Below are 14,631 nucleotides of genomic sequence, written 5' to 3' on the forward strand. Positions count from 1 at the left end.
GCAAAAAAAACCTGCCATCAGGCAGGTTTTCTATTATTCGAGTATCAGATTACTCTTCAGAAGCGTCATCCGCTGCAGGTGCTTCAGGAGTATCAGTTGCAGTAGCATCAGCGACTGTGCCTTCTGCGCCCTCTTCACCTTCAACTTCCGCTAGCTCTTCCACTTCATCGATGCGTTGTAGACCCACTACAGACTCATCAGAAGCGGTACGGATTAGCGTGACACCTTGAGTGTTACGACCGACTTGGCTCACCTCTGCAACGCGAGTACGTACTAGCGTACCTGCATCGGTGATCATCATCATTTCGTCGCCTTCTTCAACTTGGACAGCGCCAACTACAGGGCCGTTTCGCTCAGAGACTTTGATTGAAACCACACCTTGTGTTGCACGACCCTTAGTTGGGTACTCTTCAAGCTCAGTACGCTTACCGTAGCCGTTTTGCGTCACGGTTAGAATGTCGCCTTCGTTTGAAGGAACAATCAGAGACACAACTTGGTCATCTTCAACGAGCTTCATACCGCGAACACCTGCCGCAGTACGACCCATTGCACGGACTTTGTCTTCGCTAAAGCGAACCACTTTACCCTGCTTCGAGAACAGCATCACGTCGCTGTCGCCGTTAGTGATATCCACACCAATTAGCGAGTCATCGTCACGCAGGTTCACAGCGATTAGGCCGTTCGCACGTACGTTAGAGAACTGGTCTAGAGATGTCTTCTTCACAGTACCGTCGCCAGTTGCCATGAAGATGAACTTGTCAGCGCTGAACTCAGACACTGGCAAGATAGCCGTGATACGCTCACCTTCTTCTAGTGGAAGAATGTTAACGATAGGCTTACCACGAGCTGTACGGCTCGCTTGTGGCAATTGATATACTTTCAGACGGTAAGTCTTACCGCGAGTAGAGAAGCACAAGATGTTGTCGTGAGTGTTAGCAACAAGCAGACGCTCGATGTAATCCTCATCCTTCATCTTAGTCGCACTCTTACCTTTACCACCACGACGCTGAGCTTCGTAATCGCTTAGGTATTGATACTTCACGTAACCTTCGTGAGACAGAGTGACTACTACGTCTTCACGAGCGATCAGCTCTTCCATATCAATGTCATGAACGGCAGCAGTAATTTCACTGCGACGCTCGTCACCGTAAGTCGCTTGAACTTCTTCTAGCTCTTCGGTGATCACTTCCATCAAGCGCTCTGTGCTTGCAAGGATGTGCATTAATTCTGCGATCTCTTCTAGAAGTGCTTTGTACTCATCTAGGATCTTCTCATGCTCTAGACCGGTTAGACGGTGTAGGCGAAGTTCTAGAATCGCTTGAGCTTGTTGCTCAGTTAGGTAGTACAGACCGTCACGGATGCCATATTGGTCTTCAAGCCAATCTGGACGAGCAGCGTCAGTACCCGCACGCTCTAGCATTGATGCAACGCTACCTAGTTCCCAACCACGAGAAACTAGACCAACCTTGGCTTCAGCAGGTGTTGGTGCGTTTTTAATAAGTTCGATAACTTCATCGATGTTCGCCAGTGCCAGAGATAGCGCTTCAAGGATATGAGCACGGTCTCTTGCTTTACGAAGTTCGAAGATAGTACGACGAGTCACGACCTCACGGCGGTGATCAACGAAGCACTTCAGCATGTCCTTAAGGTTGAACAGCTGTGGCTGACCATTGTTTAGGGCAACCATGTTGATACCGAATGTGGTTTGTAGCTGAGTCTGTGAGTACAGGTTGTTTAGAACCACTTCACCGACTGCGTCACGCTTACATTCGATAACAATGCGCATACCGTCTTTATCAGACTCATCACGTAGTGCGCTAATGCCTTCTACTTTCTTATCTTTAACAAGCTCTGCAATCTTTTCGATTAGGCGAGCTTTGTTCACCTGATAAGGGATCTCGGTAACAATGATGGTTTCTTTGCCATTCTTGTCTTCTTCGATCTCGGCTTTAGAACGCATGTAGACTTTACCACGACCCGTCTTGTAAGCATCGATGATGCCTTTACGACCACTGATCAGTGCCGCTGTCGGGAAATCTGGGCCCGGGATGTAATCCATGAGCTCATCAATCGTGATGTCTTCGTTCTTGATGTATGCCAAACAGCCATCGATAACTTCATTTAAGTTATGCGGTGGAATGTTGGTCGCCATACCTACCGCGATACCAGAAGCACCGTTTACTAGTAGGTTTGGAATCTTAGTCGGCAGAACCGCTGGAATTTGCTCTGTTCCGTCATAGTTAGGAACATAGTCAACGGTTTCTTTGTCTAGGTCTGCTAACAGCTCATGAGCGATTTTAGCCATGCGGACTTCGGTATAACGCATTGCCGCCGCTGAATCGCCATCAATGGAACCGAAGTTACCTTGACCATCTACCAACATGTAGCGAAGCGAGAACGGTTGAGCCATACGAACGATAGTGTCGTATACAGCACTATCACCGTGTGGGTGATATTTACCGATTACGTCGCCGACAACACGGGCAGACTTTTTATATGGTTTATTCCAATCATTACCTAGTACATTCATCGCGAACAGAACGCGGCGGTGTACTGGTTTTAGGCCATCACGCACATCTGGAAGAGCACGACCCACGATGACTGACATCGCGTAGTCGAGATATGAGCCTCTCAGCTCATCTTCAATGTTTACGGGCGTGATCTCTTTAGCTAGATCGCTCATAGAGCCAATATCCCTCTATATTTTGATCGTATATTGATACGTATAAGGTGACAAAATATAACACAAGAATAGTGGGTTCGGCATCACTTTCCCTGCCCTTTTATGATGTTGTGACCTTGGTTGTGATTCAAACGTCCACAATTTGCACATTTTGAATCTATGACTCTGAAAAGCGGCGAAAAAACACCCAACCAATTGAACGAAACTAGGATAAAAGTTACAAATGCACCATTAATGATCACTGAAGGCGTTTTCGCGTTCTAAATTGCGGTATACTCCTGCCCAATGTCGAACGAAGACAAGTCGGAACAAAGAATTGGCAAATATGGATAAGCAACAGAACGTCGATTTAGACGAAATCAAAAAATTTGAAGAGATGGCAAGTCGTTGGTGGGATCTCGAGGGCGAGTTCAAACCCCTACATCAAATCAACCCACTTCGTCTTAACTATGTATTAGATAATGCGAACGGTTTGTTTGGCAAAACGGTTCTTGATGTAGGCTGTGGCGGCGGTATTTTAGCCGAAAGCATGGCGAAGCAAGGCGCTAACGTGACGGGTCTCGATATGGGTAAAGAGCCATTGGAAGTGGCACGCCTGCATGCACTAGAGACTGGCACCAAACTCGATTACGTTCAAAGCACGGTCGAAGAGCACGCGACAGAAAATGCAGGTAAATACGATGTCGTGACCTGTATGGAGATGCTAGAACACGTTCCGGACCCCGCATCGGTCATCGCATCTTGTGCCAAACTCGTTAAACCGGGAGGCCAAGTCTTCTTCTCTACCCTGAACCGCAATCTTCAGTCATACCTGTTCGCGATTGTTGGTGCAGAAAAACTGCTTAAGATTGTGCCTGAAGGGACACACACCCACGACAAGTTTATCAAGCCATCTGAGCTTATTAAGATGATTGATGCGACGGATTTGATTGAGAGAGGCATTACAGGTCTTTCCTACAATCCACTGACCGACACCTACAAGCTTGGCAAACGCGTAGACGTTAACTACATCGTGTTTACAGAAAAAGCACTGTAGAAACACAAGATATAGTGATAGCACCAATCTGGTTTGCCACGCAAACATGCCAATTTGGTGCTACAACTCACGTTAACTGTCACACACAATTTGTTTACAAAAACAAGACACTTTCGTCGGTTTTGTGTGCTGATATCGCACTTTTAATCACCTCATCAATAACTGCCAAAACTTGCCAAAGATCAAGGAATTTTTTTTCTCTTTGTTTAAAAGAAAACCGATCTGCTAGCACGTAATTTTCACAACTAAGTCGGGTCTAACTTCAATGGTAAGTATCCACTAACTGATTTTTTTCTTTCCCCTAGTTATCCACAGTTTCCTCAAATCGCCGAACTTGAAAATCTCGCCCTATAGCACTATCTTGTAACCCGTAAACCAAATGACCCCTATATCTTGTGTTGGAAGCCAATTTTTATAGGGTGACATTGATCACGAAGCCTTCGCTAAGACTCAACAAAATTTCATAAAAGCGAGGTTTCATATTGTTTTGTTAGGGAACACCTCAGAATGAACCAGCAACTTTCCGTTACTAAACGTAATGGCCGCAAAGAAAGTATCGATCTCGAAAAAATCCACCGCGTTATCGCATGGGCTGCTGAAGGCCTAGACAACGTTTCTGTGTCGCAGGTGGAACTTAAGGCTCACATCCAGTTTTATGATGGCATTACAACGTCAGACATCCATGAAACTATCATCAAGTCTGCAGCAGACCTTATCTCTGAAGACGCACCAGACTACCAATACCTAGCAGCTCGCTTGGCTATCTTCCACCTGCGCAAAAAAGCGTACGGTCAGTATGAGCCACCAGCGCTGTTCGACCATGTCTCTAAAATGGTTGAAATGGGTAAGTATGACGCGCACCTGCTTGAAGACTACACAAAAGCTGAGCTAGACGAGTTGGACGACTACATCGACCACACTCGTGATCACGACTTCTCTTACGCTGCGGTTAAACAGCTGGAAGGTAAGTACTTCGTACAGAACCGTGTAAGCGGTCAAATCTACGAAAGTGCACAGTTCCTATACATCCTTGTTGCAGCTTGTCTATTTGCCAAGTATCCAAAAGAGACGCGTCTTGACTACATCAAGCGTTTCTACGATGCGACATCGACATTTAAGATTTCTCTACCTACACCAATCATGTCTGGTGTACGTACTCCTACTCGTCAGTTCAGCTCTTGTGTTCTGATTGAGTGTGGTGACAGCCTAGATTCTATTAACGCGACAGCAAGCTCAATCGTGCGCTACGTTTCTCAACGTGCAGGTATCGGTATCAATGCTGGTCGTATTCGTGCCTTGGGTTCTGAGATCCGTGGCGGCGAAGCGTTCCACACTGGCTGTATCCCATTCTACAAATACTTCCAAACAGCGGTTAAATGCTGTTCTCAAGGTGGTGTACGTGGCGGTGCAGCGACTGTGTTCTACCCGATGTGGCACGGCGAAGTTCAGTCACTGATGGTTCTTAAGAACAACCGTGGTGTTGAAGAGAACCGTGTACGTCACATGGACTATGGTGTTCAGCTAAACAAACTGATGTACGCACGTCTTGTTCAAGGCGGCAACATTACGCTGTTCTCACCATCGGATGTTCCTGGTCTTTACGATGCATTCTTCGAAGACCAAGACGAATTCGAGCGTCTATACGTTAAGTACGAGAACGATCCGTCAATCAAGAAAGAGACGGTCAAAGCAGTTGAGCTATTCTCACTACTGATGCAGGAGCGTGCGTCTACAGGTCGTATCTACATCCAGAACGTCGACCACTGTAACACTCACAGTCCGTTTGACTCGAAGGTTGCGCCAGTTCGTCAATCTAACCTATGTCTAGAAATCGCGCTTCCAACTAAGCCACTAGCGAATGTTGAAGATGAGTCTGGTGAGATTGCACTGTGTACGCTGTCTGCATTCAACCTGGGTGCCATTAACGAGCTTGATGACCTTAAAGATCTGTCTGACCTAGTGGTTCGTGCCCTTGATGCGCTGCTTGATTACCAAGACTACCCACTACCAGCGGCATACCGTTCTACTATGAACCGCCGTACTCTAGGTGTAGGCGTGATTAACTACGCTTACTACCTAGCGAAAAATGGTGTTAAGTACTCAGATGGTTCTGCAAACAACCTAACTCACCGCACGTTCGAAGCGATTCAGTACTATCTACTGAAGGCATCTGTAGAGCTTGCAAAAGAGCAAGGTCGCTGCCCATCGTTCCACGAGACAAACTACGCGAAAGGCTTGATGCCAATCGACACGTACAAGAAAGATATTGACCTAGTTTGTGATGAAGCACTTCACTACGATTGGGATGAGCTACGTGCAGAAATCATGGAATTCGGTCTACGTAACTCGACACTGACTGCGCTAATGCCTTCTGAGACTTCTTCACAGATCTCTAACGCAACGAACGGCATTGAGCCACCACGTGGTTACGTATCAGTGAAAGCGTCGAAAGACGGTATCCTGAAGCAGGTTGTGCCAGACTTTGCCAACCTAAAAGAGAACTACGAGCTACTGTGGAACATCGGCAGTAACGATGGCTACTTGCACCTTGTTGGTATCATGCAGAAGTTTGTTGACCAAGCTATCTCTGCGAATACTAACTACGACCCTAGCGTCTACGATAGTGGCAAAGTGCCAATGAAGAAACTGCTTCAAGACCTGCTAACTGCGTATAAATTTGGTGTGAAAACACTTTACTACCATAATACTCGTGACGGCGCGAAAGACGATCAGAACGACAAAGCAGTAGTTGTAGAGCAAGACGACGATTGTGCAGGCGGTGGCTGTAAGATCTAATGTGCTAAGCACACTATCAATACAGCATTTAAGATTAGATTTCTCTGCCCTTCCTTGTGAAGGAAGGGCTTAAAAAGGATTGCAGCATCATGGCTTACAGTACTTTTACCCAAACTAAGAATAACGCGCTTAAAGAACCAATGTTCCTGGGTCAACCAGTCAACGTTGCGCGTTACGACCAACAAAAATTTGAGATTTTTGAAAAGCTGATCGAAAAGCAGCTTTCGTTCTTCTGGCGTCCAGAAGAAGTGGACGTGTCAAGCGACCGCATCGACTACAACAAGCTTCCAGAGCATGAAAAGCACATCTTCATCAGTAACCTGAAGTACCAAACGCTTCTAGACTCGATTCAAGGTCGTAGCCCGAACGTCGCCCTGCTACCGCTTGTGTCACTGCCTGAGCTAGAAACATGGATCGAGACATGGTCATTCTCTGAGACTATCCACTCTCGTTCATACACGCACATCATCCGTAACATCGTGAACGATCCGGGTGTGGTTTTTGACGATATCGTTGAAAACGAGCACATCCTTAAGCGTGCGAAAGACATTGCACACTACTACGATGACCTGATTCAAGCGACCAACGACTACCACCGCTTCGGCGAAGGTACGCACAACATCAAAGGCGAAGAAGTTAAAGTTAACTTGTACGACCTAAAGAAAAAGCTGTACCTATGTCTAATGTCCGTAAACGCACTAGAAGCGATTCGTTTCTACGTGAGTTTCGCTTGTTCGTTTGCGTTCGCAGAGCGTGAGTTGATGGAAGGTAACGCGAAAATCATCAAGCTGATTGCTCGTGATGAAGCGCTACACCTAACCGGTACTCAGCACATGATTAACCTGCTTCGTAACGGTCAAGACGATTTCTCATTCATGCAAATCGCTGAAGAATGTAAGCAAGACTGTTTCGACCTATTCAAAGAAGCGGCAGAGCAAGAAAAAGAGTGGGCAGAATACCTATTCAAAGACGGCTCTATGATTGGTCTAAACAAAGACATCCTGTGCCAATACGTTGAGTACATCACTAACGTTCGTATGCAGGCGGTTGGTCTTGATGCGGCTTACCCAGAAGCAACATCGAACCCAATTCCTTGGATCAACGCTTGGTTGTCTTCAGATAACGTACAGGTTGCACCACAGGAAGCGGAAATCAGTTCTTACCTTGTAGGTCAGATCGACAACGAAGTAAGCGCAGACGACTTTGAGGGCTTCGAACTTTAATGCCAACCATCAAGATAAACTCTATCACCACGATCGAGTCTAACCCTTCTAACACCGTCCTTGAGACGATGGAGCAAGCTGGGTTAGAGCCAGAATATAACTGCCGAGATGGTCACTGCGGTGCCTGTCGCTGCACACTGGTTTCAGGCGAAGTGGAGTACGTGGGGTTTGCGATGGCCTACACACAAGCAAATGAGATTTTGCCGTGTATTTGTCGAGCGAAAACCGATATTGAGCTCGATAATATTGCGCATCAAATAAAGAAGCGAGCGTAGCTCTTTGTTCAAAGAGTACTCTTTCCTAACTAAAAAAACGGCTCTTATGAGCCGTTTTTTATCCTCAGAGCTTATCATCTGAAGGTGGTCTCAAAGCGACTTTCGCCCGCTCATAGCAATTGGTTTCTTTTTTCATCGCTCCAACAAGTTCTCGCCATTCAGCAAAGGTCACAATCAGTGGATTAAAGCTATTAACCGGCTTACTGATACCATACCGCACTGTCTCCACCTCAGGCTCAAAAGTTCCAAACAGCCTATCCCATACGATAAGCACTCCAGCGTAATTCTTATCAATATACTGGGCATTGACCCCGTGATGCACACGATGATGAGAGGGGGTGTTAAACACCCATTCCAAAGGGCCGAGTTTTCGAATCCACTGAGTATGCACAAAAAATTGAAGCCCCAGGTTGAGTAACACCACAAACACCACCCATTTGGGCTCAAAACCAATAATGACGAGTGGCATCCAAAATAACCACATGCCAGCCAGCGGATACATCAGGCTTTGGCGAAATGCAGTGCTGAAATTCATGTTCTCCGAGCTATGGTGAACAACGTGTGCCGCCCACATCCAACGCACTCTATGACTGGCGCGATGGAACCAATAATAAAAGAAATCTTGCAGCAGCAGGAGGAGCAGGAACATCGGAAGCGACATTTCAATGTTAAATAGCTTCCATCCAAACACGAGTAGATAAAGCTTAGCGATGAATAAACCTGCCACTAAATCAGACAGTTGATGCAATCCCGCAAGAGAAAAGTTACAGGCTAACTCCTGGAAAGAGTATCGCGCAGATGCAGGTAGTTTATTGCTTCTTTGCCCAAACCAATATTCCAGCCCCATCATGAGCAGAAAAATAGGGGCTAAAGCAATCAGTAGTAATTCAGGTTTATCCGCGAGGGTTTCCATACTTGTCCTTGTTCCTATTTTACCTAGTCATCGCTTACCATTTGGCGTAATGATCTTCCGTCAGACCCAGTACATTCTCCAGCGTATAGCTACGTCCATTCGATAGTGAAATCGTCCCAGAAAACGTGCCCACAAATTGGCGAAAGTTACTTTTAAGTAGCCAAAGGTTGAGTCGCTCCTTGCGCACATTTTTAGGAGTAAATCGAAGATCAATCAGCCCGTTAGAGTCGTAAATTCTCCAAGCAGAGTCGGGATCGTGTCGATCAAACTCAAACAGCACGGCCGGAAGAAGCACTCTTTGCCCATCTACCCATAAGGCATTCTCGCTCACCCCAGTTTCATTAACGCCAGCCGCGAGATTTAACCCTATTCGGGTTCCTTTAGAATCTGCGCTGATGCTCGCCCAGCGCCAGCTTGTCTCACGGCGCATAAATCCCGCAGAAAAGTCATAGCCTGCCCGCGCGTTGCTGAGCGAAACCGATTTACCAGCAACGTTCAAACTGCCAGAGACATTGAGCGCATTATGCTTTTGAGTATAGGTCCAGCCCGAATAGCCAGTAGGCGAGCTCACCATAATAGGGGCACTGTCATGGCTCGGCGGCGTCAGTGTAATATCCATAGAGAAGTGCTTAGATTTAACCGCAGCACTCCAGACACCTTCTTCGATTTGTAACGTCAGTGCGCCGCCGTTGAACACGGCTTTCCCTTGCCAAGGCGACGGCGTCATGAAATAGCCAAGCCCTAATGGTCGAAGCCAGCTTTGTTCTAGCAGCTCATTTCGCTTGATGTCGTAGAGGTAGCAAAAGCTATTGCCTACATAACGTATATCGGCGATCGCAAAACCAATGACATAATCTGGCGTAAACACGCTAATGAACTGGAACTGTTTGTAGTGGAAGTACTTGGCAACCGAACTGCGCTGTTTGTCCATGGTCGAGAAATAGCGAAAACTCTCTACGTCCAGCTGCTCTGGTATAGACGTGAGATATCCCTGCAACGGACGCCCAGTCTCATCGATTAAGGTTTTAATTTGCTGAATTGACGAGAGTTCCATACTCGGGCATCCATAGCGTGATTATAGATTGTACAAGTATGAATCAGATTTTATGGACTCGACGAAGGTTAGAGCAAAAGCACCAAAGCGATCACAGTTTCAATAATTTCCGTTAAGAACTACGTGAAGTCCGTTAAGAGCTACGTGAAAAATGTGGCACAAAAAGAAAGGGCTGACGCATAGGTCAGCCCAAAAGGAATGAATATTTTGGTTTAATCGACTGTCGACAATATTGAATCGGCGGTACCCATAGATACGCTCTTATCAGCTACATGACGACCACCGTCGTCATAAAGCGAGATTCGGAAACCATCGTCAGACAGGATCTCTTCCATAGGAGCCTTCAACCACATAGCTGCTATATCACCGCACTTTTTACTGAACGCTTCACCAAGCATAATTTGCTCATTAGCTACTTGATAAAACACTCTTATTTTAGATTGTTGGATCATATCTCCCCCCTCCTGCACACCACTATATTTCGGGTGAACATTGATTTTAATCAATTGGAGAAAAACAGCTACTCTCAAAAATGAGAATTTGAAATTCCCTTTAGAGATCAGATTATTGTGAACTAGATCCAATTTTCATATATAAATAACTAAAAAGCATATTCAACCAATCGCATTTCGACGCAAATGAATCAAGATAACTTCTCAAGCGGTAAGAATATATCTTGAGTTCTCGTTAAGAACCCGTAGTCAGGAAACATCGGTTGATTGTCTAGATATCGACGCAACATGTCGCCAGCAACCGTACTGATCACGGTTTTGACACTCTTTTCGTTATAGCTTCTTTCCAGTTTAAGCGTCTGCCCCCACTCTCCTTTTGGTGTGGAGATCGCAACAGAGAACTGCTCATTTTCTAGTTTGCCCGTCGAGATAGCGATATCGGCCGAGCAGTTTCCTTTTGTTGCTCCTGCCAGTGCCAATGTTGCACCCAACTGTTCGCTATCACGATCTAGCGGAGATGCGGTTTTGGAACCTAATATCCACGTCGCCCCGCAACACTGGGAGACCTTCTCACTGTCTTGCAACCAAGACGCTAAACAACCCTTGGTGGAGTGTTCCGAGATGGCAATGGTCGGCTTATGCACTTCAACTAGGTGTCCAATACGCTCCAACATAGGCTCATCGACACTGACGACATTGCTATGCAGCAGTTTCTCTATCATGGCAAGTACGCGAGCACCGGTTTCTAAGTCGTCAGACGGGCCAAATAGCTTTACTTCAATGAACGGTAAGTAAGAGCGGTAGCCAAGCTCATAATCGGCGGGAAGCTGTAAGTTCGATAGCGTGTCAGCAATACCAGACTCAGACAGACCGAAGGTATAAATACGTCGACATACTCGGCCCTGCTGACTCGGGAACTGAGCTTTTAGGTCGGGGATGATCTGCTCAATGGTCATCTTCTTAAACTCACTGGGCACGCCCGGCGTAAAATAAAACAAGCAATCATTGATCATCATCTTAAAGCCACAAGCGGTGCCAATAGGGTTATCCACTACCGACGCATTAGCGGGCAACATGGCCTGCTTGATGTTGCTCTCAGGCATGATTTTACCGCGTTTTGCGTAGAAGGATTTTAGGTTATCGAGCCAACCTTGATTCAATACCAAAGGCTCGTCCGCGGCTTCCGCCGCTACTTCAGCACTCAGATCATCCGATGTAGGACCTAAACCACCGTTCACAATGACGACATCTAGGTTGAGACTCAGCATCACCAACTCTTGCAGCAAAGACGCTCGCTGGTCACCAACCGTCGAGCGTTTATACATAGAAAACCCATGCTCATAAAAGACACGACTGAGCCAAGCGGCATTGGTGTCCACAATGTCACCATATAGAACCTCTTCTCCAGTACTCAGCATCGCTATTTTAGGCATGATCTCTCCTTATTTGTTTTTCTTTAAGAATGACATGAGTTAAAGAAATAGCAATAGCGACAACTAAGCAAATCATAGGATTAGCAGAACCTTTACCAAACCATACTGTACGGTCGGTATGGGCATGGTTATAATGGTCAATCTACTCGTGGGAAGTGAACTATGGCAGATTTAAAACAAACACTACTGGATGCAGGTTTTGAGCTTATCAGCGAGCATGGCTTTGCTGGTATCGGAATCATGAAGATTATCCAACAAGCAAACGCAACCAAAGGCTCTTTCTACCATCACTTCAAATCGAAAGAAGACTTCGGACGCCAACTGCTCGAGGACTACTTCGAGGATCACCTCGCCACTGTCATCTCATACCTCAGCGATAAAGATGTGCCGTTTGCCGATCGCGTTTTGAATTACTTCGAGTTCTGGTCTGAATCAAAAGTTACAGACGCGTTTCAAATTAAATGCTTAGTGGTCAAACTTTCCGGTGAGATCGCAGGGACATCGTCAAGCATGCAAGCCGAACTCGATAAGGGGGCTGAAAAGGTCATTAATCGAATGGCAGATTACTTCACTGAGGGGAATACGCTAGGTGTTATGTCTGTCTCAGAACCGTATGCAGCCTCTCGCTCCCTTTACGCTAAATGGTTAGGTGCGACCTTACTTTGTGCGGTCCAAAAGGATAGAACTCATTTAGAGCAAGCGATGCGTGAAACCGCGCAGTTGGTCGGTAGCAACTAGTTTTATTAAACACTCATACTTTTGCCGTAAAAAAGGGCTGTTTCCAGCCCTTTGTTCATTTAACGCCCTATTCCCGATGCATCGACAGCTTCAGGCTCAAACGTCAGTGGCGGCCACTCTTTGAAGGTCTCTAAGTGCTGCTTAACCGCAGCTTGCGCAGGGCCAAATGCCCACATTTTTTTACCCATCCAGTTAATGTACATCCCGGATTCTTCTGCAGCTCGCTCGTAAGGGTCTCGTCGAAGATTAAACAGCAATGGCGCGTTAAGCTCTTCTTTTGGTCCACTCCAGCCGTGATTTTGCACCACAAAGTGCGCCTTCCAGTCACCAACTCGCACTGCCTGCAACCTATCACGCTCATAGTAGATGATCTCTTTACGATTTGAAGGTCCCTGTTCTGTAAGCATCGACATTTGATTGTAGCCATCTAAGTGCGCTTTGTAGCCTTCATAGCCCGTCAACATCTGCTCTTTCAGGTCACTTGGTCCACCAGCAGCCTCAACGAGCGTGGGCAACCAATCCATACCATCAAACATACCGTTGTGAACTTTACCCGCTGGGATTTTTCCTGGCCAACTGACAAGCAGCGGCGCTCTTACCCCCCCCTCCCAGGTTGAGCCTTTTTCACCATGAAATGGCGTCATACCACCATCAGGCCAAGTCATGATTTCTGGGCCATTGTCTGCGGTGAAAATCACTATGGTATTGTCTGCGACACCCAACTCTTCGAGCTTGGCGAGCATTTCCCCTACGTGATCATCAAGGTCTTTCATCACCACTTCTTGCAATCCCCAGCCGTTTTGTCCAAGCATGGCCTCATACTCGGGTGATAAGTGCGTCCATACGTGACCCCTTGATGGGCAATACCAAGTAAAGAATGGCTTATCTTCTTTGACGGCACGCTCAATAAAGTTGATGGCGTGTTTGTTCACTTCATCGTCTAAAGTGCGCATTCGATCTGTGGTTAATGGACCGTCATCCGTGATGGTTTGCCCACCTTTGCCATCAGATTTCGCATGAATCACATTTCGAGGGGCAAACTTCTGAAACGCCTCGTCTTTAGGCCAGTCCGGATCTTCGGTGTATTCCATTGCGTTTAAGTGATACAACCACCCCCAATACTCATCAAAACCGTTCATCGTAGGCAATACCGCATCTAGGTCACCAAGATGGTTTTTACCAAACTGACCTGTCGTATAGCCCAGTGTTTTGAGGATTTCTGGTAAAGTCGGTGTATCTGGGTTAAGCCCTACTGGGCTTCCCGGAAGACCGACAGTGTGCATACCTGTTCGTACAGGAAACTGACCGGTAATAAAAGCCGAGCGTCCTGCGGTACAAGATGGCTGTGCGTAGTAGTCGGTGAGCAGCATGCCCTTTTCGGCAATACTATCGATATTAGGTGTCTCACTGCTCATCACCCCACGGTGATAGGCGCTAAGATTTGAGATACCAATGTCATCAGTAAAAATAACAAAGATGTTCGGTGGCTTATCCTCTGCATTTGCTAGCGCACTAAACCCCAATAATGTGACCAATAGAACCCTAATGATATGACGATGCATCCTGCCTCCTTTATACATTCATCCTGCGTACTGTGTTTCCGGTTTGCTACTTCTGAGAAGAATTAGACCTACTGCACCAAAGCCGATCTCCAACAATAAATACACCACGAGTAGCCAATGTGGCATGCCATCAACAACTATGCTTACTACTCGCCCAATACCAAGCCCCAGCATGAAGACAACCAGACTTTGAAGTGCTGACTGGGCTAATAATTGACTTCCAAACGCCCCAATTAGCCAATAGATAACCAAGGCTAAGTAGAGCCCCATCACCGCCCTGAAGATATGACTAACATTGGTCGCACTGGCATCAATGTCGAACAAAAAGGGTAGAGAAAGATTAGGCATTAAACCGTAAGAAAGTGCGATTGGCGTAAGTCCAGCAGCGGCTAGTAACAAGAACTTTTGCGTATGCGTCATGTTGCGCCTCCTCTGTTAATTAAGAGACTAGAAGTTGTAGCCAAAA

Annotated in this window: 12 protein-coding genes; 5 read left to right on the forward strand and 7 right to left on the reverse strand. The window is 46.5% G+C overall.

Features of this window, described 5'->3' with window-relative positions:
- Positions 1-49: 49 nt before the first annotated feature.
- Positions 50-2,683: a DNA topoisomerase (ATP-hydrolyzing) subunit A gene (gene gyrA / locus AC6I8Y_RS10295; RefSeq protein ID WP_498020124.1), complete on the reverse strand. Its 2,634-nt coding sequence runs from the start codon at positions 2,681-2,683 to the stop codon at positions 50-52.
- A gap of 325 nt (positions 2,684-3,008) precedes the next feature.
- Here gyrA and ubiG point away from each other — a divergent pair, with 325 nt between their 5' ends.
- The 4 genes from ubiG (at position 3,009) to yfaE (ending at position 8,013) form a co-directional block, all read left to right on the forward strand.
- Positions 3,009-3,719: a bifunctional 2-polyprenyl-6-hydroxyphenol methylase/3-demethylubiquinol 3-O-methyltransferase UbiG gene (gene ubiG, locus AC6I8Y_RS10300; RefSeq protein ID WP_394151473.1), complete on the forward strand. Its 711-nt coding sequence runs from the start codon at positions 3,009-3,011 to the stop codon at positions 3,717-3,719.
- A gap of 507 nt (positions 3,720-4,226) precedes the next feature.
- Positions 4,227-6,515: a class 1a ribonucleoside-diphosphate reductase subunit alpha gene (gene nrdA, locus AC6I8Y_RS10305; protein WP_498020125.1), complete on the forward strand. Its 2,289-nt coding sequence runs from the start codon at positions 4,227-4,229 to the stop codon at positions 6,513-6,515.
- 89 nt (positions 6,516-6,604) lie between these two features.
- Positions 6,605-7,738 carry a class Ia ribonucleoside-diphosphate reductase subunit beta gene (nrdB, locus tag AC6I8Y_RS10310; RefSeq protein ID WP_042472287.1) on the forward strand — a complete coding sequence of 378 codons (1,134 nt, stop codon included), beginning with the start codon at positions 6,605-6,607 and terminating at the stop codon, positions 7,736-7,738.
- On the forward strand, positions 7,738-8,013 hold the full coding sequence (yfaE, locus tag AC6I8Y_RS10315; RefSeq protein ID WP_042498113.1) for a class I ribonucleotide reductase maintenance protein YfaE: 276 nt from the start codon (positions 7,738-7,740) through the stop codon (positions 8,011-8,013). The genes nrdB and yfaE overlap by 1 nt, the downstream gene beginning before the upstream one ends.
- Before the next feature lie 64 nt (positions 8,014-8,077).
- Here yfaE and AC6I8Y_RS10320 read toward each other — a convergent pair whose 3' ends face one another.
- The 4 genes from AC6I8Y_RS10320 to AC6I8Y_RS10335 form a co-directional block, all read right to left on the reverse strand.
- Complete coding sequence (locus AC6I8Y_RS10320) at positions 8,078-8,926, reverse strand: sterol desaturase family protein (RefSeq protein ID WP_498020126.1); 849 nt, start codon at positions 8,924-8,926, stop codon at positions 8,078-8,080.
- A gap of 34 nt (positions 8,927-8,960) precedes the next feature.
- Positions 8,961-9,980, reverse strand: a complete 1,020-nt coding sequence (locus tag AC6I8Y_RS10325) for a DUF2804 domain-containing protein (protein ID WP_498020127.1) — start codon at positions 9,978-9,980, stop codon at positions 8,961-8,963.
- Between the two features lie 212 nt (positions 9,981-10,192).
- A complete protein-coding gene (locus tag AC6I8Y_RS10330; RefSeq protein ID WP_042472241.1) occupies positions 10,193-10,432 on the reverse strand; it encodes a hypothetical protein in 240 nt (79 codons plus the stop codon).
- Positions 10,433-10,623: 191 nt separating this feature from the next.
- Entirely contained in the window at positions 10,624-11,865 is a 1,242-nt protein-coding gene (locus AC6I8Y_RS10335) for a CinA family nicotinamide mononucleotide deamidase-related protein (protein WP_498020128.1), read from the reverse strand.
- 162 nt (positions 11,866-12,027) lie between these two features.
- On the opposite strand from AC6I8Y_RS10335, the gene AC6I8Y_RS10340 reads away from it, so the two are divergent.
- Positions 12,028-12,603 (forward strand): TetR/AcrR family transcriptional regulator, encoded by a 576-nt coding sequence (locus tag AC6I8Y_RS10340; RefSeq protein WP_394151477.1) that lies wholly within the window; start codon positions 12,028-12,030, stop codon positions 12,601-12,603.
- A gap of 59 nt (positions 12,604-12,662) precedes the next feature.
- Here the strand turns inward: AC6I8Y_RS10340 and AC6I8Y_RS10345 are convergent, their stop codons facing one another.
- Both AC6I8Y_RS10345 and AC6I8Y_RS10350 read right to left on the reverse strand, forming a co-directional pair.
- A complete protein-coding gene (locus tag AC6I8Y_RS10345) occupies positions 12,663-14,165 on the reverse strand; it encodes an arylsulfatase (RefSeq protein ID WP_234495668.1) in 1,503 nt (500 codons plus the stop codon).
- Positions 14,166-14,183: 18 nt separating this feature from the next.
- Positions 14,184-14,585 (reverse strand): DUF4345 domain-containing protein, encoded by a 402-nt coding sequence (locus tag AC6I8Y_RS10350; RefSeq protein WP_042472231.1) that lies wholly within the window; start codon positions 14,583-14,585, stop codon positions 14,184-14,186.
- Positions 14,586-14,631: the final 46 nt, after the last annotated feature.

It is taken from the genome of Vibrio sp. KUL78 (genome assembly GCF_059725505.1).